This window comes from Mesorhizobium sp. LNJC391B00, from assembly GCF_000502535.1.
Classification (GTDB): Bacteria; Pseudomonadota; Alphaproteobacteria; order Rhizobiales; family Rhizobiaceae; genus Mesorhizobium.
Genome location: NZ_AYWI01000011.1, coordinates 1 through 23,582 on the forward strand (window position 1 = coordinate 1; position 23,582 = coordinate 23,582).

The 23,582-nt window shown below is 63.8% G+C and carries 20 protein-coding genes, 2 pseudogenes and 1 riboswitch; of the genes and pseudogenes, 9 read left to right on the top strand and 13 right to left on the bottom strand.

Annotated features, from left to right (window positions below; all coding sequences use genetic code 11):
- Positions 1-622: pseudogene (locus tag X750_RS141680) on the top strand (hypothetical protein); the annotation flags it as partial.
- Positions 623-648: 26 nt separating this feature from the next.
- Here X750_RS141680 and X750_RS141675 read toward each other — a convergent pair.
- From X750_RS141675 to X750_RS141660, 4 genes are read right to left on the bottom strand one after another with little or no spacing between them, the layout of a single operon-like run.
- The gene (locus tag X750_RS141675) at positions 649-948 is read right to left on the bottom strand and encodes a CcdB family protein (RefSeq protein WP_023673676.1); all 300 of its coding nucleotides are present in this window, start codon (positions 946-948) and stop codon (positions 649-651) included.
- Positions 948-1,190, bottom strand: coding sequence for a type II toxin-antitoxin system CcdA family antitoxin (locus X750_RS141670; protein ID WP_023693600.1), 243 nt, complete (start codon positions 1,188-1,190; stop codon positions 948-950). Before X750_RS141670 ends, X750_RS141675 begins: the two co-directional genes overlap by 1 nt.
- A gap of 55 nt (positions 1,191-1,245) precedes the next feature.
- Positions 1,246-3,066 carry an ABC-F family ATP-binding cassette domain-containing protein gene (locus X750_RS141665; protein WP_023748295.1) on the bottom strand — a complete coding sequence of 607 codons (1,821 nt, stop codon included), beginning with the start codon at positions 3,064-3,066 and terminating at the stop codon, positions 1,246-1,248.
- Between the two features lies 1 nt (position 3,067).
- Positions 3,068-3,727 carry a thiamine diphosphokinase gene (locus X750_RS141660; protein WP_023685802.1) on the bottom strand — a complete coding sequence of 220 codons (660 nt, stop codon included), beginning with the start codon at positions 3,725-3,727 and terminating at the stop codon, positions 3,068-3,070.
- Between the two features lie 162 nt (positions 3,728-3,889).
- A riboswitch (TPP riboswitch) is annotated at positions 3,890-4,004 on the top strand.
- 43 nt (positions 4,005-4,047) lie between these two features.
- On the opposite strand from X750_RS141660, the gene thiB reads away from it, so the two are divergent.
- The 4 genes from thiB to X750_RS141640 all read left to right on the top strand — a co-directional run bounded on the left by thiB (position 4,048) and on the right by X750_RS141640 (position 9,371).
- On the top strand, positions 4,048-5,055 hold the full coding sequence (gene thiB / locus X750_RS141655) for a thiamine ABC transporter substrate binding subunit (protein WP_023748296.1): 1,008 nt from the start codon (positions 4,048-4,050) through the stop codon (positions 5,053-5,055).
- 220 nt (positions 5,056-5,275) lie between these two features.
- Positions 5,276-6,874 carry a thiamine/thiamine pyrophosphate ABC transporter permease gene (gene thiP, locus X750_RS141650; protein ID WP_023748297.1) on the top strand — a complete coding sequence of 533 codons (1,599 nt, stop codon included), beginning with the start codon at positions 5,276-5,278 and terminating at the stop codon, positions 6,872-6,874.
- A complete protein-coding gene (gene thiQ / locus X750_RS141645; protein ID WP_031198630.1) occupies positions 6,871-7,635 on the top strand; it encodes a thiamine ABC transporter ATP-binding protein in 765 nt (254 codons plus the stop codon). The genes thiP and thiQ overlap by 4 nt, the downstream gene beginning before the upstream one ends.
- A 329-nt stretch (positions 7,636-7,964) precedes the next feature.
- Positions 7,965-9,371 carry a M48 family metalloprotease gene (locus X750_RS141640; RefSeq protein ID WP_245260137.1) on the top strand — a complete coding sequence of 469 codons (1,407 nt, stop codon included), beginning with the start codon at positions 7,965-7,967 and terminating at the stop codon, positions 9,369-9,371.
- A 92-nt stretch (positions 9,372-9,463) separates the two neighbouring features.
- On the opposite strand, the gene X750_RS141635 is transcribed toward X750_RS141640, so the two are convergent.
- Positions 9,464-10,321, bottom strand: coding sequence for an RNA polymerase factor sigma-32 (locus X750_RS141635; RefSeq protein ID WP_023685806.1), 858 nt, complete (start codon positions 10,319-10,321; stop codon positions 9,464-9,466).
- A 397-nt stretch (positions 10,322-10,718) separates the two neighbouring features.
- Here X750_RS141635 and X750_RS141630 point away from each other — a divergent pair, with 397 nt between their 5' ends.
- From X750_RS141630 to X750_RS141620, 3 genes are all read left to right on the top strand, one after another.
- The gene (locus X750_RS141630; RefSeq protein WP_023707253.1) at positions 10,719-11,492 is read left to right on the top strand and encodes an amino acid ABC transporter substrate-binding protein; all 774 of its coding nucleotides are present in this window, start codon (positions 10,719-10,721) and stop codon (positions 11,490-11,492) included.
- A gap of 136 nt (positions 11,493-11,628) precedes the next feature.
- A complete protein-coding gene (locus X750_RS141625) occupies positions 11,629-12,309 on the top strand; it encodes an amino acid ABC transporter permease (RefSeq protein WP_023748299.1) in 681 nt (226 codons plus the stop codon).
- Complete coding sequence (locus tag X750_RS141620; protein WP_023748300.1) at positions 12,306-13,073, top strand: amino acid ABC transporter ATP-binding protein; 768 nt, start codon at positions 12,306-12,308, stop codon at positions 13,071-13,073. Before X750_RS141625 ends, X750_RS141620 begins: the two co-directional genes overlap by 4 nt.
- A gap of 197 nt (positions 13,074-13,270) precedes the next feature.
- Here X750_RS141620 and X750_RS141615 read toward each other — a convergent pair whose 3' ends face one another.
- The 6 genes and pseudogenes from X750_RS141615 to X750_RS141595 all read right to left on the bottom strand — a co-directional run bounded on the left by X750_RS141615 (position 13,271) and on the right by X750_RS141595 (position 21,625).
- A complete protein-coding gene (locus tag X750_RS141615; protein WP_023673664.1) occupies positions 13,271-13,852 on the bottom strand; it encodes a CarD family transcriptional regulator in 582 nt (193 codons plus the stop codon).
- Positions 13,853-14,277: 425 nt separating this feature from the next.
- Entirely contained in the window at positions 14,278-14,616 is a 339-nt protein-coding gene (fdxA, locus tag X750_RS141610) for a ferredoxin FdxA (protein WP_013529180.1), read from the bottom strand.
- A gap of 253 nt (positions 14,617-14,869) precedes the next feature.
- Positions 14,870-15,256, bottom strand: a complete 387-nt coding sequence (locus X750_RS141605) for an RNA-binding S4 domain-containing protein (protein WP_023748301.1) — start codon at positions 15,254-15,256, stop codon at positions 14,870-14,872.
- 75 nt (positions 15,257-15,331) lie between these two features.
- On the bottom strand, positions 15,332-18,883 hold the full coding sequence (locus X750_RS141600; protein ID WP_023748302.1) for a helicase-related protein: 3,552 nt from the start codon (positions 18,881-18,883) through the stop codon (positions 15,332-15,334).
- A 691-nt stretch (positions 18,884-19,574) separates the two neighbouring features.
- Positions 19,575-20,311, bottom strand: a pseudogene (gene phbB / locus X750_RS01000000163280) (acetoacetyl-CoA reductase).
- A gap of 129 nt (positions 20,312-20,440) precedes the next feature.
- Positions 20,441-21,625, bottom strand: coding sequence for an acetyl-CoA C-acetyltransferase (locus X750_RS141595; protein WP_023673832.1), 1,185 nt, complete (start codon positions 21,623-21,625; stop codon positions 20,441-20,443).
- Between the two features lie 302 nt (positions 21,626-21,927).
- On the opposite strand from X750_RS141595, the gene phaR reads away from it, so the two are divergent.
- Entirely contained in the window at positions 21,928-22,542 is a 615-nt protein-coding gene (gene phaR / locus X750_RS141590; protein ID WP_023685813.1) for a polyhydroxyalkanoate synthesis repressor PhaR, read from the top strand.
- A gap of 172 nt (positions 22,543-22,714) precedes the next feature.
- On the opposite strand, the gene X750_RS1000000165995 is transcribed toward phaR, so the two are convergent.
- Together X750_RS1000000165995 and X750_RS141585 are read right to left on the bottom strand one after the other, a co-directional pair.
- Positions 22,715-22,882, bottom strand: coding sequence for a hypothetical protein (locus X750_RS1000000165995; RefSeq protein WP_156932436.1), 168 nt, complete (start codon positions 22,880-22,882; stop codon positions 22,715-22,717).
- 227 nt (positions 22,883-23,109) lie between these two features.
- Positions 23,110-23,529 carry a rhodanese-like domain-containing protein gene (locus X750_RS141585; protein WP_023748306.1) on the bottom strand — a complete coding sequence of 140 codons (420 nt, stop codon included), beginning with the start codon at positions 23,527-23,529 and terminating at the stop codon, positions 23,110-23,112.
- Between the last annotated feature and the right edge of the window lie 53 nt (positions 23,530-23,582).

Genomic DNA, 23,582 nt, shown 5'->3' on the forward strand with positions numbered 1-23,582 from the left:
AGCACCGGCTGATGCCGCCGCCACGCCGCCCGCTGCGCCGGCGGCCGCCGCTCCCGCGCCGACCGTTGCGGTCGGCCAGAAGGCGATCTTCTACGAGGAACGCACCTCGACCGCGCAAGGTTCGGCCGAACCCGGCAGCATCGTCTGGTCGCTGGTGCAGGAATCGCCCGGCGGCGACCTGCCGCCCGAGCCGGCGATCCGCGCCGAGGCGACCATTCCCGGCAAGGACATCCAGCTGCGCATGACCATCCGCCGCAATACCGACCAGACGCTGCCGGCCAGCCACATCATCGAGATGATCTTCCTGACGCCCGAGGGCTTTGACGGCGGTGGCGTCGACAACATCCTGCGCGTCGCCATGAAGAGTTCGGAACAGGATGCCGGCAGCCCGCTGATCGGGATTCCGGCCAAGATCGCCGACGGCTTCTTCCTGGTGGCGCTCAACGACACCAAGGCCGACGAGGACGCCAACATGACCTTGCTTCGAGGCCAGGACTGGATCGACGTGCCGGTGGTCTACAAGACCGGACGCCGGGCGCTGCTGACCATGGAAAAGGGCATTCCGGGCGAGAAGGTGTTCGACGAGGCGCTGAAGGCCTGGCAGGCCAAGACGGCAGGTTGACGGGCGGCAGTGGCGGCTGCCTTCGCTCAGAAGCCCTGGAACAGCATGTCGAGCGCGGCGACGATGTCGTCGTGATGTCTAGAAAGGTTTCCCTCTGGCATCCGCAATTCGGACGCGCTGAAGGCCGACACAAACTGTGTGACCATCACAAGATCTTTGCCGTTTATAGCGAAGGTCGGGTTCAGGCGGCGGCCAGGAAGCGGGGCAATCTCGGGCGGCATCAAAGGAACGACCACCCTCGTGCTCAGCCCTTCAAGCATATCTGACTGCACGTCGAGAAGATAACCGTCGCTCTCGGTACTCCGATAGAAATCGTAACGCGCCATCAGAACGGCCGGTGTTTAGCCAATGGCAGTCCGTTCTTTCGGACATATTCGTTGGAGCTTTCGATGGCTTCCCTGTTTTCTTCTTGCCATCGACGCGTTTTCTCCGCCGCAATCGCTTTCGCGATCCCTGCTTCGGCAGCGCGGGAGATGTTGATGCCCAACGCTTTGGCGTCCTTGATCAACTGAGAGTCAATGGACGTGTTGACAGAGGTCCGCTGAGTTTTTGGCGTCGATTGAAGCACGGAGATGCCTCCTTTCATGCGCACAATATACGCGCATAAAAGACCGCAGGCAATGCTACCCCTCCATCGCCTCACGCAGCATTTCCAGTTCCAGCCACTCTTCCTCGAGTGCGGCCAGCGTGGCGCGTTCCTTGTCGAGGGCGGCGATGGTCTTTTGGAACGAGGTCGGGTCGCGCTCGTAATAGGCGGGATCGGCGATGTTGTTTTCCAAACGCGAGATCGAGGCCATTACCGCCTCGATCTTCTTGGGCAGCGATTCCAGGGCGAATTTCTGCTTGAACGACAGTTTCTTCGACGGCCCTTTTGGCGCTGCCGGCTCGCTCTTGCCCGGCGCCGGCGCATCGCTGGCTTCGGCCTTGGCGCGCGCCTTGCGGTCGTCGAGCCGGGTGCCGCCGCGCTGCGCCAGCATGTCGGAATAGCCACCGGCATATTCGATCCAGCGGCCGCCTCCGTCCGGGGCGATGATGCTGGTGACGGTGCGGTCGAGGAAGTCGCGGTCGTGGCTGACCAGGATGACCGTGCCGGCAAAGCCGGCGACAAGTTCCTGCAACAGTTCCAGCGTCTCCATGTCGAGATCGTTGGTCGGCTCGTCGAGCACCAGAAGGTTGGCCGGCCGCGCCAGAACACGCGCCAGGAGCAGCCGCGCCCGTTCGCCGCCGGACAGCTCGCGCACCGGGGTGCGCGCCTGTTCCGGCTTGAACAGGAAATCCTTCATGTAGGACACGACATGGCGCTGCTCGCCATTGATGACGAGGTTTTCGCCGCGCCCGTCCGTGAGATACTGCGCCAGGGTCTCGGCCGGATCGACCGCCTCGCGCTCCTGGTCGAGCCTGGCGATTTCCAGATTGGTGCCGAGCCGCACCGAGCCGGCATCGGGCTTCATCTCGCCGGTAAGCATCTTCAACAGCGTCGTCTTGCCGGCGCCGTTCGGCCCGACAAGGCCGACGCGATCGCCGCGCTGGATGCGGGTCGAGAAGCCCTTGACCACGGTCAGGTCGCCAAAACTCTTCTCGATGTTCTTGGCCTCGATCACCAGCTTGCCGGATTCGGCGGCGTCGCTGGCCACCATGGTGGCCGAGCCCTCGGCGCCGCGATGGCCGCGAAAACGCTGGCGCATGGTCTGCAGTTCGCCCAGGCGGCGCATGTTGCGCTTGCGGCGAGCCGTCACGCCATAGCGCAGCCAATGCTCCTCGCGCACGATCTGGCGGCCGAGCTTGTGCTGTTCGCGCTCTTCCTCTTCCAGCACAAGGTCGCGCCATTCCTCGAAATGGCCAAAGCCCTTGTCGAGGCGGCGGGTCTGGCCACGGTCGAGCCAGACAGTGGCGCGCGAGACGCGTTCGAGGAAGCGACGGTCGTGCGAGATGACGATCAGCGCCGAAGACGTCCGGACGAGCTCCTCTTCCAGCCATTCGATGATCGACAAATCGAGATGGTTGGTCGGCTCGTCAAGCAGCAGAATATCGGGTTCGGGCGCCATGACGCGGGCAAGTGCTGCGCGGCGCGCCTCGCCACCGGAGAGATCGTTGGGGTTCTCCGTGCCGGCGAGGCCGAGATGCTCCATCAGATATGTGGCGCGGTAGGGATCGTCGGCAGGCCCAAGCCCGGCCTCGACATAGGCACGCACATTGGCAAAGCCGTCCATGTCGGGCATTTGCGGGAGATAGCGCACCGTTGCCGAAGGCTGGCGGAAGACCTCGCCGTCTTGCGGCTCGATCAGACCGGCGGCAATCTTCAGGAGCGTCGACTTGCCGGAGCCGTTGCGGCCGACGAGCGCGATCTTGTCACCGGCGGACGCCGTCAGTTCGGCGCCATCGAGCAGCGGCGTGCCGCCAAAGGTCAGTCTTATGCCGTCGAGGTTGAGAAGGGGCGGGGCCATGTCAGCTTTCAGGCAAGGGGTAGGGGTGGGCGAGCAGCAGCGCGCGGCCATGGCCGAGCTCAATTTCGAGGCCGCCCCCGGTCTTGTTGGACTTGACCTCGTTCGAGATGGTCAGCGACGAGCCGAACACGACCTCGACATGGTCGAGCGGCCACTTCGCGCCGGACACGGTGAGGCCCGAAAGATCGGAAAAGCCGAGCACCGAAAACAGCGTTCCGTCGGCATAGTCGAAGCCGGCCTTGCCGGGCAGCAAAGGGGCGCCTTCCTGCGCTCCGCTGGTCAACAGCACTTTTGTGCCTGTCTCTGCCAGTTGAAGGCTGAGCGCCAGATGCAGGAAGGCGTGGTCGGCGCGCTTGCCGCCGAAAGCGCCGGCCAGCACCAGGCTGGTGGCGCCGCGTTCCAATGCCGCCGCGATCGCCAGTTCGCCATCGGTCTTGTCCTTTTCGGGAGGAAACACCTCCCGCGGCACGGCGGCGAGATCGGCAGGCAGGTCCGCCGGCACAGAATCGAAATCGCCGACCCACAGCTCCGGCATCAGGCCGATCAGGCGGCAATGACCGATGCCGGCGTCGGCGGCGATGACGCGCGTGCCCGCGACCTGGCGGTCGAGCCGCGGCGTGCGGACGAGATCGCCGCCAAGCAGGATGGTGAATGTGCTCATATCCGCTGGCCCTTACCAGCCCCGCCGACGAAACGGAAGGCCGAGCGGCACCGTCACTCTTTGTTGGAGCATGATCTTTTTCCGGAAACGGATTCCACTTTCCGGGATCATGCTCGGGCAAACTTCCGCTTGCGTGGCACCTTGGCCGGGCCTATGTGTCGAAACGCTCTAACGGGGTGCCGGACGCGATCTTCGCGGACCGGCTGAGAGGCAGTCTCGCCAACCCGCTGAACCTGATCCGGTTTGTACCGGCGGAGGGATTAGACGCTTCGGACAGCCCGACGCCTCAATTCCTTTCAACACGAATGAAGGAGGCGCCGATGCGCATTTTTTTGTCCCGTCTTGTCCCAGCGCTGGGGCTTGCTGTTTCGCTACTGGCAAGCCCTGCGTGCGCGCAGGAAAAACTCACGATCTATACCTATGAGAGTTTCACTGCCGACTGGGGTCCAGGCCCCCAGGTGAAGAAGGAATTCGAGGCCGAGTGCGGCTGCAGCGTCGACTTCGTCTCGGTCGCCGACGGCGTCGCGCTGCTCAACCGCGTCAAGCTCGAAGGTGCCTCGACCAAAGCAGATATCGTGCTTGGCCTCGACACCAACCTCACCGCGGAAGCCAAGGCTTCCGGCCTGTTTGTCCGACATGGCGCGGTGGCTGAAAACAACGTGCCGGGCGGCTGGAGCGACGACACTTTCGTGCCCTATGATTATGGTTATTTCGCCGTCGTCTACGACACCGAAAAGCTGAAGAGCCCGCCGAAGAGCCTGAAGGAACTGGTCGAGGGCGATGCCGCCGACAAGATCGTCATCCAGGATCCGAGGACGTCGACGCCGGGCCTCGGCCTGCTGCTGTGGGTCAAGTCGGTCTATGGCGACAAGGCGCCGGAAGCCTGGGCGAAACTCAAGGGCAAAGTGCTGACGGTGACGCCTGGCTGGAGCGAGGCCTATGGCCTGTTCACCAAGGGCGAGGCGCCGATGGTGCTTTCCTATACGACGTCGCCGGCCTACCACATGGTGGCCGAGAACACCGGGCGCTTCCAGGCGGCGTCGTTCGAGGAGGGCGAGTATCTGCAGGTCGAGGTCGCCGGCATCACCACCACGGGCGCGAAGAGCCCGCTGGCGGCGAAGTTCCTGGCCTTCATGACCGGGCCGAAATTCCAGGATGTCATTCCGGAGACCAACTGGATGTTCCCGGCCGGGAAAACCGACAAGCCGCTCAATCCGGCTTTTGATAGGCTGGTCAAGCCGGCGAAGACCTTGCTGTTCAGCCCGGAAGAGGTCGCGGCAAATCGCAAGGCCTGGGTGGATGAATGGCTGGCGGTGATGAGCAAGTAGCTTTGGCTGTATGATCGAAAGATGAGTGCCCTACGGCGCCCCCCTCTGTCCTGCCGGACATCTCCCCCACGAGGGGGGAGATTGGCTATCGTCGGCGATTTCGCCAGTCGCCAAGGTTGCAGGAATAAGCGGGGCGCGGAAATAGCTGGTCTCCCCCCTTGTGGGGGAGATGTCCGGCAGGACAGAGGGGGGCGCGAAGGAACGCGACGCCCGGTAAAGAGTGCAACGCTCTGACCCCCGCATCACGGCCGGCATTGTCGCGCTTGCGGCAATCGCGCTGCTGATCGGTGGCGCCTTCGCCGGCCTTATCCGCGAAGGCGCGCACGACCTTTCCGGCGCCGCGTCCGCCTTTGACCTCTATCTCCTGCGCGTTGTCCGCTTCACGCTCTGGCAGGCTGCGCTCTCGATGCTGCTTTCCGTCGTACCGGCGCTGTTCGTCGCCCGCGCGCTGTCGCGGCATCCGCGCTTCTTCGGACGCGGCTTCATCCTGCAGCTGTTTACTGTGCCCCTTGCCTTGCCGGCGATTGTCGCAGCGCTGGGCATACTGGCGCTCTATGGCCGCGCCGGTTATTTCGCCGCGATCGGTGGCCAGAGCTGGCCCGACATCTATGGGCTGCCGGGCATCCTCGTCGCCCACGTCTTCTTCAACCTGCCGCTGGCCACCCGGCTGTTCCTCGAAGCGCTGGGCACGGTGCCGGCCGATCAATGGCGGCTGGCGAGCCAGCTCGGCATGGGGGCGAGGCCAGCCTTCCGGCTGATCGAGTGGCCGGTGCTGCGCGCCGCGCTGCCGGGCGTCGCGGGGCTTGTCTTCATGCTTTGCATCACCTCCTTCACCATCGTCCTGATCCTCGGCGGCGGGCCGGCGGCGACGACGCTGGAAGTCGCCATCTATCAGGCACTGCGTTTCGACTTCGATCCGGCGCGGGCGGTGACGCTGACGGTGCTGCAGATCGCGCTGACTTTTGCCGTCATGCCGGCGCTGACGCGGCTCGGCGCCAATGTGACCGGCGACGCCAATTTGCCTGTCGCGCCGCGCCGCTATCACTTGGCCGGCAAAGCAGAAACAGCGTTCAACGCCGTCCTGATCGTGCTCGCCTTGCTGTTCGTCGCCGGACCAATGGCGGCCACCGTCGCGTCCGGCCTCGACGCCGATCTCGGCCGGCTGGCGGGCGAGAGTGCCGTGCGTCAGGCGACCCTGACCAGCGCCGGTCTCGCCCTCTCGGCGGCGCTACTTTCGGTGGCGCTGTCGCTGTCGCTGATCATGGCTCGGCGGGCACTGTCGCTGCGCCGCCGGTCCAGTGCCCGTTCATTGCTCGAACATGCCACCGACACCGGCGCCGGCTTCGTCCTCGTCGTGCCGCCCATTGTCATCGGCGCCGGCTGGTTTCTCCTGCTGCGCACGGTCAGCGATGTCTTTGCCATCGCTCCGGTCATGGTCGTCACCGTCAATGCGGTGATGGCGATGCCCTTTGCCATCCGCGCGATGCGCCCGGCCTATGATGCGGCGAGCGAGCGCCACGAAAAGCTGTGCGCGCAGCTCGGCATTGCGGGCTGGAACCGGCTGCTTCTGGTCGACTGGCCATCGCTCCGGCGGCCGCTGGCCACCGGCTTTGCCTTCGCCATGGCGCTGTCGCTCGGCGATCTCGGCGTCATCGCGCTGTTCGGCAGCGATTCGGTGCAGACCTTGCCCTATCTCCTGCTGGCGCGCATGGGCAGCTATCGCACGGCCGATGCTGCCGGGCTGGCTTTGCTGCTCGGGGCGGTCTGCCTTGCATTGGTGGTCGCGGCAGACTGGCTGGGACGGGGAGAGAGATCGTGACGTCCGCTGTGGAGAAAGGCACGACTGTCCGGCTGGACAAGGTCTCGTTCAGCTATGGCGAAACGTCATTCCTGTTCGATGTCGAATTCCATACATCTAAGATCACCGCCATCATGGGGGCAAGTGGTTCGGGCAAATCGACCTTGCTCAATCTGGTGGCTGGTTTCGAGACGCCGGAGTCCGGTCGCGTGCTGATCGGCGCCGCCGATGTCGGCGCCAAGCCGCCTTCGGCGCGGCCGGTGTCGATGGTATTCCAGGAAAACAATCTGTTTGCTCATCTCTCGGTGGAGAAGAATGTCGGGCTCGGCCGCTCGCCATCGCTCAACCTGACCGACGCCGATCGCGCCGCAATCGCCGAGGCGCTTGACCGCGTCGGCCTGGCCGGCAAGGAAATGCGCCTGCCGCGCGAACTCTCCGGCGGCGAAAGGCAGCGCGTGGCGCTCGCCCGCGTTCTGGTGCGCGACCGGCCGGTGCTGCTGCTCGACGAGCCGTTCGCTTCGCTCGGGCCAGCACTGCGCGACGACATGCTCGACCTGGTGGCCGGCGTTCATGCCGAGCGGGCGATGACGGTGCTGTTCGTCACGCATCAGCCGGAAGACGCTCGCCGTATCGGCGAGCAGATGGTTTTTCTGGACAATGGCAGGGTTGCCGCGACGGGACCTGCCGCCGATTTTTTCGACGGCACTGGCCCTGAAGCGTTTCGGCGCTATATCGGCGCAAGTTCGGGCGGATCACGCGATATTGCCCGGAAGCGGACATAATTTACGACCAAACCGGCTACAGGTGATGTGGCGCTTGCTTGCCATGGTCCAGTCGATGTGGCTAGGTCCGCTTAGTACTGGTCCGGCACGAGCCGTGATTTGCCCCTACAGCGCCGCACCCGGCCGGATGCGTAAACGCTGTAGGTTTTTTGATGTGTGCAGGATTGCCAACGAAACCGATTTTTCGCTGGCGCGGACCCCGGTCCAAATCATGCGCCGAGAGCTGAAGGAACGCCGTGCTGCCGACCGGCACTGACACTTTGAAACGCAGACCGCTGGTGCGCTTCCTCGCGCTGGCCGGCCTTGCCGTGGCGCTGGCCAGCTGCCAGATGTTCACGCCTCCCGAAGTGCAGGAATCCGGCTTCCAGCCTTCCGACAAGCCGATCACGGTCGACAATGTCGCCGCCAACAGCAAGCTTGCCGAACTGGCGAAGGCACAGCATCCGCGCATCCTTGCCACCTATGGCGGCGAATATTCCGATCCCAAGCTCGAGCGCATGGTGGCCAAGGTTGTCGGCAGCCTGACCGTGGTGTCGGCCAATCCGACCCAGACCTATCGCATCACCATCCTCAATTCGCCCAACGTCAACGCTTTCGCGCTGCCGGGTGGCTATCTCTACGTCACCCGCGGCCTGCTGGCGCTGGCCAATGATTCGGCCGAACTCGCCGCCGTCATCGCGCATGAGATGGGCCACGTCACCGCCAATCACGGTCTGCAGCGACAGCAGCTCGAGGCCGAGGAAGGCCTGGCGACCAAGGTGGTCTCCGATGTGCTGGGCGACAGCCCGACCGCCAAGCAGGCATTGATCCGCGGCAAGCTGAGGCTGGCGCAGTTCTCGCGCAACCAGGAGCTGGAGGCAGACGCCATCGGCATCAAGTCGATCGGCGAGGCGGGTTACGATCCCTATGCCGCCGGGCGTTTCCTGCAGTCGATGTCGGCCTACACCGATTTCCGCTCGATCAGCGGCGCCACCGACGCCAGCCTCGACTTCCTGGCCACGCACCCCAACACGCCGCAGCGAATTGATCTGGCGCAGCGCCACGCCCGCCAGTTCGGCGCGCCGGGCATCGGCACCCGCGACCGCGATTCCTTCCTGGCCGGGATAGACGGCCTGCTCTATGGCGACACGCCGGAAGAGGGCTATGTGCGCGGCCAGACCTTCCTGCATCCGGGCCTCGGCGTTTCGTTCACGGTGCCCGACGGCTTCATCATCGACAATTCGGCGGCGGCGGTGACGGCGACCGGTCCCGGCGACATGGCGATCCGCTTCGACGGTGTGTCGATCGACAAGGATCGTGCGCTGACCGACTACATCAGAAGCGGCTGGGTGGCCGGTCTCGACGAGACCAGTGTGCGCCAGGAGACGATCGACGGCAACCAGGCGGCGACCGCGCACGCCGGCGCCGATGGCTGGCAGTTCGACATTGCGGTGATCCGCGCCGGCGGTCAGGTCTACCGGCTTTTGACAGCGGCCCCCTCGGCCAGCACGACACTCGATCCGGTGGCACGCTCGGTCAGCGGTTCGTTCCGCGTGCTCAGCCCCGCCGAGAAGGCGGCACTGAAGCCGCTGCATATCCGCGTCGTCACGGTACAGGCCGGGCAGACGATGGGCACACTTTCGGCGCAGATGGTCGGCGTCGACCGCAAGCTCGATCTGTTCCGCGTGCTCAACGCGATGTCGCCGGGCGCCTCGGTTTCGGCCGGCGACAAGGTCAAGATCGTCACGGACAGATAGCGCCGGTCTTCGTCAGAAACCCCAGCCTTCGTAGTGCTTTTTTCTGAGATAACTTTTCTGAGATAACTCGGGGTACCCCGTTCCTGGCAATCTCAGGCCGCCATGAACTCCGGATTCTGCTTCACCAGCGCGAGCTTGAGCTTTTCCATGGCGCGGGCCTCGATCTGCCGGACACGCTCCTTGGAAATGCCGAGCGTCTCGCCAAGCGCCTCAAGCGTCGCACCTTCGTCGCTCAGCCGGCGCTCCTCGATGATCCTGAGTTCGCGGGCATTGAGCGCGCGGAGCGCCGTCTTCAGCCACATCAGGCGCCGTTCGACGTCGATGGTGTCGCCGGCGACCTCGTCAGGCAATGGATCGTCCGAAATCAGGAAGTCCATCCGCTCGGTGGTGCCAGCTTCGTCGGCGAGCGGTGCGTTGAGCGAAGAGTCAGGTGCTGAAAGCCTGGAATCCATCTTCGCGACATCGGCCTCGGAGACGCCTAGGGCTACCGAGACTTCGCGGTAGAGCGTGGCGTTGGAGATCGGCTCGGCGCCATTGGCAAGACGGGCGCGCAGGCGCCGCAGGTTGAAGAACAGCGCCTTTTGCGCCGAAGAGGTGCCGCCGCGAACGATCGACCAGTTGCGCAGGATGTAGTCCTGCATCGAAGCGCGGATCCACCATGTCGCATAGGTCGAGAAGCGCACCTCGCGCTCCGGCTCGAAACGCGCGGCTGCTTCCAGCAGCCCGACATGGCCCTCCTGGACCAGATCGCCGAGCGGCAGGCCGTAATGTCGGAATTTCGAAGCCATGGAGATGACCAGCCGCATATGGGCGACGGTAATCTGATGCAGCGCCTGCTGATCCTGGTCTTCCTTCCAGCGCAAGGCGAGAACATGTTCCTCATCGCGCTCGAGGTAGGGGGCTTTCATTGCCGTGCGGACCATGGTCCGTCCTGCCGTGTCTTCGATCATGCCGCGCTCCTGCTCCCGGACATTTTCGGACGGCCTGGCGGCCGTTATCTCTGTTTGACGCAATTCCGAAGGAAACCGCTTTCCCACTTTCCTGGAATTGCTTCGGGCCTAGCGCAGCCAAGGGTTCTTGAAATGGAAACGCGGCGCCCTACAACAAGCCATGAACGTGCCACACCGGGGATTGGTTCCGCCGCCGATGGCGGTTGTTTTGTGCGGTCCGACAGGGCGCATCGACACCGCAGATCGGGACTATTGGCACCGATCCGAGCTGCTTTGAGAATCTGATTTCTGGATCGCCGTTTTTTTGAAATCTGGTTCCTTATTTTGCTGCGCTGTATCTGTCAGTTTCCGGCTCTCACAAGCGCCGGACACCGGCCAAGGACGGGATCACATAGAAATGAAATGGCTCAATTCGCTCATCGTCGCCGGAACGCTTCAGGTTCTGGCTGTTACATCAGGCCATGCCGGCGCCAATCTCGACCAGATCAAGCAGGCCGGCACCCTCAAAGTCGGCACCGAAGGCACCTATGCGCCCTTCACCTATCATGATGCTTCCGGCGCGCTGGTCGGCTTCGACGTCGAGATCGCCAAGGCGATCGGCGACAAGCTCGGCGTCAAGGTCGAGTTCCTCGAAGGCAAATGGGACGGGCTGATCGCCGGCCTCGACGCCAACCGCTACGACGCCGTGATCAACGAGGTCGGCATCACCGACGCGCGCAAGGCCAAGTACGATTTCTCCGATCCTTACATCGCCTCCAAGGCCGTGCTGATCGTGCGCGGCGACAACACCGACATCAAGACCTTCGCCGACCTCAAGGGCAAGAAGTCGGCACAGTCGTTGACATCGAATTTCGGCAAGCTCGCCGAGACCAACGGCGCCGAACTCGTCGGCACCGACGGCTTCGACCAGTCGATCCAGCTGCTGCTCACCGGCCGCGCCGACGCCACCATCAATGACAGCCTGTCTTTCCTCGACTTCAAGAAGCACAAGCCGGACGCCAATGTGAAGATCGCCGCGCAGGAAGAGAACGCCGACTATTCCGGCGTCATCGTGCGCAAGGGTGATCCGGAGCTGGTCGCGGCGATCAATAAGGCGCTGGCCGACATCAAGGCCGACGGCACCTACAAGAGGATCGCCGATACCTATTTCGGCCAGGATGTCTCGCAGTAAAGACCATCTCCCGGCGGTTGCCGGCAATGACCAATAGCGGCGGGCCGTCTTTGACGGCTCGCCGTTTTTCGCATGATATGAGAAGCACACAATCGCACTGCCGTCACCGCGGCGGTCTGTGAAGGAGGAGCCGTTCGTGCCGCACTGGCTACACCTGATGCTGGACTCGTTGCCGACACTGCTGTGGGCGGCGTTGATCTTCACCGTACCGCTGACATTGCTATCGTTCGCACTCGGCCTGTTCGTCGGCCTGGTTGTCGCCCTGGTGCGGCTGTTCGGTCCCAAGCCTCTGGTTGCCGTGGTCCGCTTCTATGTCTGGATCTTTCGCGGCACGCCGCTTCTGGTGCAGCTGTTCCTGATCTTTTACGGCCTGCCTTCGGTCGGCATATTGCTGGACGCTTTTCCGGCGGCGCTGATTGGCTTCACCCTCAACATAGGCGCCTACAGTTCGGAAATTATCCGCGCCGTGATCGGCTCGGTGCCGAAGGGCCAGTGGGAGGCGGCCTATTCGATCGGCATGACCTGGAGCCAGGCGATGCGGCGTACCATCCTGCCGCAAGCCGGCCGCGTCGCCGTGCCGCCGCTGTCCAACACCTTCATCTCGCTGGTCAAGGATACGTCGCTGGCCGCCGCCATCACCGTGCCGGAGATGTTCCAGGCGGCGCAGCGCATCGTCGCCACCACCTATGAGCCGCTGATCCTCTATGTCGAGGCGGCTATCCTTTATCTGGCGATGAGCTCGGTGCTTTCGGCCTTGCAGATGCGGCTGGAGGAGCGGCTCAACCGTTATGGCGGCTTCCTGGAGGCGCGCTCATGATCGGCCTCACCGACATCGAAAAGCGCTTCGGCGACAATCTGGTGCTGAAGGGCGTGACGGTCACCATTGCCGAAGGCAGCGTCACCGCGCTTGTCGGCCCCTCCGGCGGCGGCAAGAGCACACTGCTGCGCTGCATCAACCTGTTGGAGATCCCGACCTCGGGCATGGTGCGCATCGGCGACGAGACGCTGGAATTCCGTCCCGGCGTCAAGATCCCCAGCCGCGACATCCAGCGCCTGCGGCTGCAGACCGGCATGGTGTTCCAGAATTTCCAGCTGTTCCCGCATCGCACCGCGATCGAGAACGTCATGGAAGGCCTGGTGACGGTGCTGAAATGGCCGACGGCAAAGGCGCGCGAGCGGGCATTGGCGCTGCTCGAGAAGGTCGGCATGGCGCACAAGGCGGACGATTGGCCGGCAACGCTGTCGGGCGGCCAGCAGCAGCGTGTGGCCATCGCCCGCGCCCTGGCGCCGTCGCCGAAAGTGCTGCTTTGCGACGAGCCGACCTCGGCGCTCGATCCGGAACTGGCGCAGGAAGTGGTCGACGTGCTGGGAAAGCTCGCCAGCGAAGGCACGACCATGGTGATGGCCACGCACGACCTTCGCCTTGCCTCCAAGATTGCGCAGGAAGTGGTGTTCCTCGACGCCGGCGTCATCGTCGAGAAGGGGCCGTCCACCGTGGTGTTCTCCAACCCGGAGCGTGAACGGACGAAGCGTTTTATTGCGACGCTGAAGCAGGAGGCGGAGAAGGAAGCCGGCGGCTGAGCCTTCTACCTCCCCCTTGTGGGGAGGTCGGACGGAAGGTCCGGGTCGGGTCTGGTGCCGTCCCCCATCCTCGCTGCTTCGCAGCGACCCTGCCTGGGCGAGCCACGGGTCTCGCCCGTCCTTGGAACCCCACAAGGGGGTAAAAACAAAAACCCGGCACAAGGCCGGGTTTTTCATGAATTCGACGGTGAAAGCGATCAGGCAGCTTCTTCCTGCTCGGCTTCCTCATTGTCGGCCTTGGCGCCGCGCTTCGGGCCCTTGTTGAGGTTGACCTCGATCAGGCGCACGGCTTCGGTTTCCGACATGCGGTTGACTGCCGCGATCTCGCGCGCCATGCGGTCGAGTGCCGCCTCATAGAGCTGACGCTCGGAATAGGACTGTTCCGGCTGGTTGTCGGCACGGTAGAGGTCGCGCACGACTTCCGAGATCGAGATCAGGTCGCCCGAATTGATCTTGGCATCATATTCCTGCGCACGGCGCGACCACATGGTGCGCTTGACGCGGGCGCGGCCCTGGACGACCTTCAGCGCGCGCTCGACATAATCCTCTTCCGACAGCTTGCGCATGCCGATGGAGGTCGCCTTGGCGACCGGAACCTTCAGGCGCATCTTGTCCTTCTGGAAGTCGATGACGAACAGTTCCAGCTTGTGGCCCGCAACTTCCTGCTCGTCGATCGAGACGATCTGGCCGACGCCGTGTGCCGGATAGACGATGTACTCGCCGGTCTTGAAACCGTGGCGTGCCGAGGTGGACTTCTTCTGCGGGGTGATCGTTGCCATTACGCCCTGAACTCCTTGTTGTGGCACCGGCGGCCTGCCGGTCCGAACGCATGCGACCGGGGACACCGATCGTTAGCCGCACAACAGATGAACCCATCGGAAAAGCCGGAGCCGGCAAACCGCATACATAGCGACTGCCTGGCCCAGATCGCTCTGGTCCGATTGGGGATTTCACCTTTCAGTGATTTTGGGCGCTTGCGCCATAAATCGACGTTGTGTCACCGGCATGTTTCAACGGGTGTAGCACAAAAAGTCGGAAGAATCAAGGTTTTGCTGCAAACGCGAAGGTGGAGCGCCATCGCCGCCTGTCAAGGCAGTTAATGTATGATGCGCGTTACGCAGCGTTATGACGATCCAATAGGCCGCACTTTTTTGCTTTGCGCATCACCCTTTCCGAAATCGATTCCGATTCCAGGGTCATGCGCTCAGTCGCCTTCGCCGGGCTCAGCGGAGAAATATTTCTCGAACTTTCCGGCCTCGCCGTCGAAGCTCTTGGCATCTGCCGGAGGCTCCTTCTTGGCGGTGATGTTGGGCCATTTCTCGGCGTATTCGGTGTTGACCTGCAGCCATTTGTCGAGGCCCGGCTCGGTGTCGGGCTTGATTGCATCGGCCGGGCATTCGGGTTCGCAGACGCCGCAGTCGATGCACTCGTCGGGATGTATGACAAGCATGTTCTCGCCCTCGTAGAAGCAGTCGACCGGACAGACCTCGATGCAGTCCATGTACTTGCATTTGATGCAGTTGTCGGTCACGACATAGGTCATTGGTCGGCTCCGGGACGTCCCGTTCTTGCTAGAGCGACGTGCGTCCACTTGGACGCATAAAGTACGCTCTGACACTTTGAATCTGCGCATCGTGCCTTCCGAAAAATCGATTTCCGATTTTCGGGCCGATGCGGCGGCTTTTTTGGTGAGGTAACGCCTTTGCCTGCCGCTTGCAAGGGCAGCCATTGCAGGCGGGGCCCGCGTGTCCGGAATGAAATTCCAGACCGCCGGCATGGCGCAGACAGCCAAGGCTTCAGTCTTCGCCGAACAGCCGGTCGGTTTGCCTGCGCTCTTTCTTGGTCGGCCGGCCGCTGCCGGCGTCGCGCAGCGCCGGAATGGCATCGGCAACAGCCTCGCCTTTTGGGACCGGCGGCGGGGACATGTCCTCGTAGAGCGTGCGCGCTTCCTCGGCCGGACCGCGCCGCACGCCGGTGCCAAGCACCTTCCAAACGAAGATGCGGCGCTCGTGCGTAATGGTCAAAACGTCGCCAGGCTTGACCAGATCGGAGGCCTGCGCTGCTTTGTCGCTGTTGATGCGGACGCGTCCGGCGACGACCAGCTTGGCCGCCAGCGAGCGCGATTTTATCGCGCGCGAAAAGAACAGCCACTTGTCGATGCGCTGACGACCTTCAGCAACCATCGCAGCGAGTTATCTCTTGTTGGAGCATGATCTTGTCCGAAAACCGGTTCCACTTTTCGGGATCATGCTCAGAGCCTACTTCTTCAGCTGGTCGCGCAAGGCGGCGAGCTTGGCGAAGGGCGAGTCCGGATCGAAGCGCGCCGGGCGTTCCTCGCGTGGCTTGGCCTGGAAAGCCGGCTTGGCGCCTTGCGGTCCGCCTTTGCCTTCCGGCCTGCCGCCTTTCCAGTCAGGCCGGCCCTCGCGCGGACGCTCGCCTTGCGGCTTGCCGTCGCGGCGCTGTTCGCCCTCGGCCTGCGGCTTGGGCTTGAACTTCGAACGGTCGAAGCGTGGCTTGGCGGCACCGTCGCGCTGGTCGCGCCGGCCTTGGTAGGCCGGCCGCTCGCCCGTTGCGGGCTGTCCGCCGGCAGCGTCGGCCGGCGCGTCGGCGCGGGCAGCCTGGCCGTTACGCGGGCGATTGTCCCGGCCTTGACGAGGGCGCGGGCGCTGCTCGAAACGACCCTGCCGCCACAGCAAGATGGGCTTTGGCGCTTCGGCCTCGGGGACAGGCTCAGCGCTTCCACCCTCCCCCTCGTGGGGAGGGTCGGCGCGCAGCGCCGGGGTGGGGGCAGCGCCGGTTTCGGCGGTTGCGCCTGAAGTGTCTGCTGTGTCTGCACCTGCTTCGTCAACGCTGTCACCCCCACCCGCGTCGCTTCGCGCCGCGGCCTCCCCCATCGAGGGGGAGGTAAGGGCGTCGGCGTTTTCGGCGACGGTGGCGTCGGCAGTGTCGTCAGCTCCCGCAACAGCCGGAGCTTCTTCCGCGATTTCTGCGTGAGCTTCGACTTGCTCGTCCGCGACAGGCTCTGCCGTTGCTTCCGCGATGGCTGGAGCTTCGGCGGTAGCTTCAGCGGCCGGAGTTGGCTCCGTACCCTCTTGAGGCCCGCCCGGCTGAGCGTCCGCAGCAACAGCCTCCGCTGCGGCTTCGGCGACGGGCTGCTCAGCCGCAGGCTCAGCGGCGGCAACCGCATCCGGCTCCGATCCAACGGCCGGCGCTTCAGCGACGGCTTCGCTTGCAGCGGCTTCCGCCGCCTTGGCCTGTTCAGCTTTTGCAGCCGCGTCCGCAGCCAGCTTGGCGGCAGCCGCTTCCCGCGCGGCATTGTCCTGCGCTTCGAGCCGCGCCTTGACCTCTGCCGGCGGCTTCGGCTCGGCGCGATAGCCGAGACCTTTCAGGATCTCTTCCATGTCGTCGGCGGTGGCGCCGAGGATGGACATCATCGGCGGCGTCACCATGAAGGACTGGCCGTCATAGGCGCCGTCCGGGCGCTGTCCCAGACCGGGCTTCCAGTTGGTCGCAGGCCGGATCAGGTCGGCCAGCCGTTCCAGAATGTCGATGCGCACGGCTCGGCGGCCGAGATTGCGGTATCCGGCAAGCTTGTAGAAGCTCTTGTCGAAAGCAGGATCGATGACCACCGAGGTGCGGCCGGAAGCCAGGGCGTGCACCACGTCGCCAAAGCCCGGCTTGTCCTTGCCGTCGTTCTTCAGCGCCCACAACAGCGTAATCAGTCCGGCGGGCGCCGGCTTGATCAGCGCCGGCACGAAGACGTGGTAGGCGCCGAAGCGCACACCGAGCCGGCGCAAGGCGGCGCGACCCTCCTGGTCGAGCGACTTCATTTCCTCGGCGATGTCGCGGCGGTTGATGAGGCCGAAATGCTCGACGAGCTGGAAGGCGATGCCACGGCCGATGCCGGCGATCTGCTCGGCATTCTTCAAGTCGACCAGCGGCTTCAGCAGCGACTCGATCTGGAAATTGACGAAACGCTCGGCGCGCGCGGCGACCTTGTCTCGGGCGGGGCCGGTCAACTGCTCGTCGGCCAAAAGCACCAGGCGCGGCTTCAGCGCGTCCTCGCCGGCAACCAGCGTGCCGATCGGCGCGCCGATCCAGCGCAGCGTGCCGTCGGAGCCGAGCGCAAGGTCGCCATTGGCGCAGGCGCCGAAGCGTTCGGCACGCGCCTCGAACTCGGCGGCCAGCGCTTTTTGCGCTGCCGTACGCACGGCCTTGGCGTCTTCGCCGCCGGCGCTCTGGTCGGCGGTGAAGCGGAACCCTTGCAACTCGCCGACATGATGGCCTTCGACAAGGACGGTTCCGGTAGGACTGATTTCGGCTTCAGGCATTGTATTTTCTCTAAGGCGCCGCATGAGGACGGAAGTCCTGCGGTCTACAAACCGTTTCGTCAACCGCTCATGCAGCGCATCCGACAATCTGTCTTCGATTTCGCGCGTCTTTTCCCGCCAGTGTGCCTGATCGGCCAGCCAGCCCGGCCGGTTGGACACGAATGTCCAGGTGCGGATCTGCGCAATGCGGTGCGACAGCGTGTCGATGTCCCCCTCGGTCGTATCGGCGCGGCGCACCTGCTCGGCCATGTAGTTCTCGTCGACATGGCCGTGTTTGGCGAGGTCGGTGTAGATAGAAGCGATCAGGTCGGAGTGCTGGGCCGGCGCGATCTTGCGGTAGTCCGGCAACGCGCAGGCTTCCCACAGCAGCGCGACGCGCTTGGCATTGGTAGCCAGCGCGCGGATGTCCTCGTCGCGGGAGAGATGTTCGAGCGCCTGCGCATCGACCGCCGGCAGCGCGCGCGTCAGGCCTTCGACCGGCGCGTTGGCCTCGATCGAGCGCTTCAGCGCGTCGAGGCTGGCGAAGTCGAAATGCGCGGTGCGCCATTGCAGCACCTTCACCGGATCGAACTCGTGCCCCTCGATGCGCTTGACCAGTTCCTCGTCCAGCGGATCGACCTGGCCGGTGACGCCGAAGGTGCCGTCGCGCAGATGCCGGCCGGCGCGGCCGGCGATCTGGCCGAGCTCGGCCGCCGTCAGGTTGCGGTACTGGTAGCCGTCGAATTTGCGGTTCTGGGCGAAGGCGACATGATCGAGATCAAGGTTGAGGCCCATGCCGATGGCGTCGGTGGCGACGAGATAGTCGACGTCGCCTGCCTGGAACATTGCCACCTGGGCGTTGCGGGTGCGGGGCGACAGCGCGCCGAGCACGACCGCCGCTCCTCCTTGCTGGCGGCGGATCAGCTCAGCGATGGCATAGACCTCGTCGGCGGAGAAAGCGACGATCGCCGTACGCCGCGGCAGGCGGGTCAATTTCTTCGAACCGGCATAGGCCAGGTGCGATAGGCGAGGGCGCGTCACCACCGAGACGCCTCTTAGCAGCTTTTGCAGGATGCCATGCATGGTGGCCGCGCCGAGCAGCAGCGTTTCCTGGCGGCCGCGCAGGTGCAGGATACGGTCGGTGAAGATGTGGCCGCGCTCGAGGTCGCCGGCGAGCTGCACCTCGTCGATGGCGACGAAGGCAACGTCGGTCTCGCGCGGCATGGCTTCGACGGTGCAGACCGAATATTTCGCGCCGGGCGGCTGGATTTTTTCCTCGCCGGTGACGAGCGCCACCTTGTGGGCGCCGACCTTTTCGCAGACGCGGGCATAGACCTCGCGCGCCAGAAGGCGGAGCGGCAGGCCGATAATGCCGCTCTCATGCGCCACCATGCGCTCGATGGCGAGATGGGTCTTGCCGGTGTTGGTCGGACCCAGCACGGCAGTCACGTCGCGGCCCGACAGGATCAGCGGCTCGGTGTGTTTCGGCTGGATGTTCATCGGCCTGGAGATGAGGCTTTCTGCATCGTGTTGTCGGGAGCGCGCCTCGCATGGCGCGTATGACAGGCGACACATAGGGATTTCAGGCGCGAAGCGAAAGCGGAATGTTCCGGCCGGCAGTCCCACGGTTCGTCTTTGAGGTCTCAATTAACAGTTGGAACGAGTCTGGAACGAATCGGCGACGAATCAGTGACTCCGGCAGATTCAGCTTTTGTTCACGGCTACATGTGGATTTTGCGAGCCTGAGTCTCACCATATGCTGAATCGCGGAAACTGGCCCGATTCCTGCAAGGCGACCATTGGCGTTAACCTTTGCCGGCGGGGCATCGTCGTGATCCGATACGCCTCGGCCAACATTATGAAATTGTTGAATTTTCTTAATCGGCCTTAACCATTTGCCGGTGATTTTCGGCCTTGGTCGTTAACGTTGCGCTCAAAGCCGGAACGAATCGGCGATGAATCAGCGATGGCGGGATTTTCCTGGTTTGTTCACCCCAACATGTTGTGTTATCCACAGCTTGTCCACCGAGAATTCACAGCTTGCGAACCGGGTTTTGCACAGGGCGCCTGGAAATCGTTAATCTTTGCGTGCCGGAACGGGTCAATGTCTCGCGCGCAGCCTGGGGAACATGGCCGGCCGGCGATGAAAAACGGCCATAAGCCGGCCCGTCTTACCGGGCGATGCTGTCGTTCAGACGAAATATTGGCCGCCATTGGCGGTGATGGTCGAGCCGGTGATGAAACCGGCGTCCTCAGAGGCGAGGAAGACGACGCAACGCGCGATCTCTTCCGGTTCGCCGAGGCGGCCGACCGGGATCTGCGGGATGATGCGTTCATTCAGCACCTTCTCGTCGATCGCCTTGACCATCTCGGTGGCGATGTAGCCGGGGCAGATGACATTGACTGTGATGCCCGCGCGCGCGCCCTCCTGCGCCAGCGCCTTCGAGAAGCCGATGTCGCCGGCCTTTGCGGCGGAATAGTTGACCTGGCCGGCCTGGCCTTTCTGGCCGTTGATGGAGGAGATGGTGATGACGCGGCCGAATTTGCGGTCGCGCATGCCGCCCCACAGCGGATGCGTCATGTTGAAGACCCCAGACAGATTGGTGTCGATGACCTCTTTCCACTGCTCGCGCGTCAGCTTGTGGAACATGGCGTCGCGGGTGATGCCGGCATTGTTGACCAGCACCGAGACCGGGCCGAGATCGGCCTCGACCTGTTTGATTCCGGCGGCACAGGCGNGGCACAGGCGTCGTAGTCGGCGACCGACCATTTGTAGGCCTTGATGCCGGTTTGTGCGCTGAACTTCCCCGCTGCCTCGTCATTGCCGGCATAGTTGGCGGCAACGGTGTAACCGGCATTCTTCAGGCCGATCGATATGGCGGCGCCGATGCCGCGCGATCCACCGGTGACGAGCGCTACTTTGGTCATTGAAAGTTCTTCCTCCCCTTGGCAGGAAGAAGGGAATAGGGAGTAGGGAATAGCGAGTAGGGATGGATATCCCGCCGCACTGTTCCTTCTTCCCTATTCACTACTCCCTGTTCACTACTCACTTCTTGTTCACAGCGCTTCCACGCACAGAGCGACGCCCATGCCGCCGCCGATGCACAGCGTGGCAAGGCCCTTCTTGGCGCCGCGGCGGCGCATCTCGAAAACCAGCGTGTTGAAGACGCGGGCGCCCGACGCGCCGATCGGATGGCCGATGGCGATGGCGCCGCCATTGACGTTGACGATCGACGTATCCCAGCCCATGCCCTTGTTGACGGCGCAGGCCTGCGCGGCGAAGGCTTCATTGGCCTCGACAAGGTCGAGGTCCTTGACCGACCAGCCGGCCTTCTCGAGCGCCCGCTTCGAGGCGGGAATAGGTCCGGTGCCCATGATCGCCGGATCGACGCCGGCCGTCGCCCATGAGGCGATGCGCACCAGCGGGGTGATGCCGCGCCTTGTGGCTTCAGCCTCGCTCATCAGCAGCGCGCCGGCGGCGCCGTCATTGATGCCCGACGCGTTGGCGGCGGTCACGGTGCCGTCCTTGTCGAAAGCCGGCTTCAGCTTGGACATGGCGTCGATGGTGGCGCCATGGCGGATGTACTCGTCCTGGTCGACGACAGTGTCGCCCTTCCTGCCCTTGATCGTGAAGGCGACGATCTCGTCCTTGAACTTGCCGGCCTTCTGCGCGGCCTCGGCCTTGTTTTGCGAGGCCAGCGCAAACTGGTCCTGGTCGTCGCGGGTGATCTGGAACTGGCGGGCGACGTTCTCGGCGGTGTTGCCCATGTGGTAGCCGTTGAAGGCGTCCCACAACCCGTCCTTGATCATGGTATCGATCATCTTGTAGTCGCCCATCTTGACGCCGGCGCGCAGGTGCTCGGCGTGCGGCGACAGCGACATCGATTCCTGGCCGCCGGCGATGATCACCGTGGCGTCGCCGGCAGCGATCTGCTGCATGCCGAGCGCTATGGCGCGCAGGCCCGAGCCGCAAACCTGGTTGAGGCCCCAGGCGGTCGTCTCCTTGGGCAGGCCGGCATTGATCGACGCCTGGCGGGCGGGGTTCTGGCCCTGCGCGGCGGTCAGCACCTGGCCGAGAATGACCTCGTCGACTTCGCCCGGCTCGACGCCGGCGCGCGCCAAAAGCTCCCTGATGACGACGGCGCCAAGTTCATGCGCCGGGGTGGCGGCGAAGGCGCCGTTGAAAGAGCCGACAGCCGTGCGTGCGGCGCTGGCAACGACGATTGAATTGGAAGCGGACATTTTTCTCTCCAGACTTCGAGGTGTCGTGTTATTGGGGGCTTGTTGGGACTTTTCTTGCCCGTTCCACACACCAAGTCAAACCGGAAATGGGCATGCCGGCCAAGCGCCGCAAGCAGGGCGCGGGCGGCCGGCGGGATCGCCCAACCTTTGCTGCGCAGCATAATTAGCCCGCCATGCAGCAATAAATGATGCCGCACTGCACAAAGCGCTTGGAATTATAGAGCTTTTGCGCATATCCTTAAAAATGGCGCAATCGTTACCGGCGGCTTACTCAGGCGCGCCGGTGTCCCGGGAGGATGCTGATGGCCGCGAAAGACGACCCTATCATTATCAAGAAATATGCCAATCGCCGGCTCTACAACACCGGCACCAGCACCTATGTGACGCTCGAGGATCTGGCCGAGATGGTCAAGAAGGGCGAGGAGTTCACCGTCCAGGACGCCAAGACCGGTGACGACATTACCCATCCGGTGCTGACGCAGATCATCTTCGAACTGGAGAACAAGGATGGGCAGAACATGCTGCCGATCCCGTTCCTGCGTCAGCTGATCGCTTTCTATGGCGACCAGATGCAGCAGATCGTGCCGAGCTTCCTCGAACAGTCGATGATGGCCTTCTCCAAGGAACAGGAGCGATTCCGCGAGCAGATGAAGGGCGCGATCGGCAAGTCGCCGCTGGATGTGATGAAGATCGCCACTCCGATCAAGGCGCTGGAAGAGCAGACACGCCGCAACATGGAAATGTTCCAGAACGCGATGCGCCTGTTCACGCCGTTCCCGACCGCCGCCACAAATGCTGCGGCTGCGGCTGCACCCGAGCCGGCCCGCAAGGATGTCCCGGAAAAGAGCGGCGACGACCTTCAGGAACTGAAGCAACAGATCGCCGCCATGCAGCGCAAGCTTGACACCATGTCGTAAGCGACCACCGCATGGTCGACCGCCCTCAGTTTGGTGAGGCGGCTGTCACGGGTCGATTTTCAGCTGCCACGGTTCCCAGATATCCTCGGGCTGGCCGTCGAGCGAGCGGTAGAAGGCTTTGGCCGGCGAGTTGGATTTCAGCACCGTCCATTTGATGCGGAGGCGCCAATGCTCAAAGCGTGTTGGCGAAGCTGTTCAACAAGCGCATGGCCGACCACATCCCGCGCGTCGCTTCAGTGACGTAGAGTTCCTTCAGCCAGACAACCGGCTTCAGGTCGTAGGTCCAGGGGATGAGGTAGTGGACGGCGATGCCGACGATCACGCCCTCTCGCTCCGCCACCAACACGCCGAACCGGGGCGATGGCCCCAGCCCGTGCTCGATGAGGTTCGCTTCGGTGACGCGAAGCTAGTCGTCATAACCCTCGAAGACAGCTAGCGCCCGCATGAGGGCGAGCACCGCACCGACATCCTGGCGCTCGAATGGACGAATTCTAACCATCGCCTTCTGCATGCTTACTCCAGCCCGACCATATCGCGTGGACGCTGCCGCGCAGCCTGGCCTTGGCCTCACGCGTGCAAGACACCGGGCTCCTTGCCTGAAGCGAAAGGAAGGTCCTCGTCCTGCCAACCGGTTATGCCGCCGATCATGATCTTCACGGGACGACCGAGGCTGGCCAGCTTGAAGGCCGCCTGATCCGCGCCATTGCAATGCGGTCCCGCGCAATAGACGACGAACAGCGTCCTTTCGGGCCATTGCACCATCCGCCCGGCCGATATTTCGCGGTGGGGCAGATGCAGCGCGCCCGGCACATGGCGGCGTCCAAAGGCTTCCGGCGAACCGACCACATGCAGGAGAACAAAGTCCGGCTCCCCGGCACGCATTGCGGCGGCGACGTCGGAACAGTCGGTCTCGACGGAAAGCCGGCGCAGAAAATGGTCGCGGGCGATATCCGGCGATGCCGCCGGAATGTCTGTCACGTGGCTCATCCTCGTATCTCCATTGCTGATGCGACGGAGAGATAAGACAGGAAGCAGGGCGA

Bases quoted from the DNA above. Each gene is read 5' to 3' on its own strand.
- X750_RS141585 (WP_023748306.1), bottom strand. From the start codon at position 23,529: ATGAGCCACGTGACAGACATTCCGGCGGCATCGCCGGATATCGCCCGC.
- X750_RS141675 (WP_023673676.1), bottom strand. From the start codon at position 948: ATGGCGCGTTACGATTTCTATCGGAGTACCGAGAGCGACGGTTATCTT.
- X750_RS141605 (WP_023748301.1), bottom strand. From the start codon at position 15,256: ATGGTTGCTGAAGGTCGTCAGCGCATCGACAAGTGGCTGTTCTTTTCG.
- phaR (WP_023685813.1), top strand. From the start codon at position 21,928: ATGGCCGCGAAAGACGACCCTATCATTATCAAGAAATATGCCAATCGC.
- thiB (WP_023748296.1), top strand. From the start codon at position 4,048: ATGCGCATTTTTTTGTCCCGTCTTGTCCCAGCGCTGGGGCTTGCTGTT.
- fdxA (WP_013529180.1), bottom strand. From the start codon at position 14,616: ATGACCTATGTCGTGACCGACAACTGCATCAAATGCAAGTACATGGAC.
- X750_RS141635 (WP_023685806.1), bottom strand. From the start codon at position 10,321: ATGATCGAAGACACGGCAGGACGGACCATGGTCCGCACGGCAATGAAA.
- X750_RS141615 (WP_023673664.1), bottom strand. From the start codon at position 13,852: ATGGCAACGATCACCCCGCAGAAGAAGTCCACCTCGGCACGCCACGGT.
- X750_RS141630 (WP_023707253.1), top strand. From the start codon at position 10,719: ATGAAATGGCTCAATTCGCTCATCGTCGCCGGAACGCTTCAGGTTCTG.
- X750_RS141660 (WP_023685802.1), bottom strand. From the start codon at position 3,727: ATGAGCACATTCACCATCCTGCTTGGCGGCGATCTCGTCCGCACGCCG.
- X750_RS141665 (WP_023748295.1), bottom strand. From the start codon at position 3,066: ATGGCCCCGCCCCTTCTCAACCTCGACGGCATAAGACTGACCTTTGGC.
- X750_RS141620 (WP_023748300.1), top strand. From the start codon at position 12,306: ATGATCGGCCTCACCGACATCGAAAAGCGCTTCGGCGACAATCTGGTG.
- X750_RS141640 (WP_245260137.1), top strand. From the start codon at position 7,965: ATGTTCACGCCTCCCGAAGTGCAGGAATCCGGCTTCCAGCCTTCCGAC.
- X750_RS141600 (WP_023748302.1), bottom strand. From the start codon at position 18,883: ATGAACATCCAGCCGAAACACACCGAGCCGCTGATCCTGTCGGGCCGC.
- X750_RS141595 (WP_023673832.1), bottom strand. From the start codon at position 21,625: ATGTCCGCTTCCAATTCAATCGTCGTTGCCAGCGCCGCACGCACGGCT.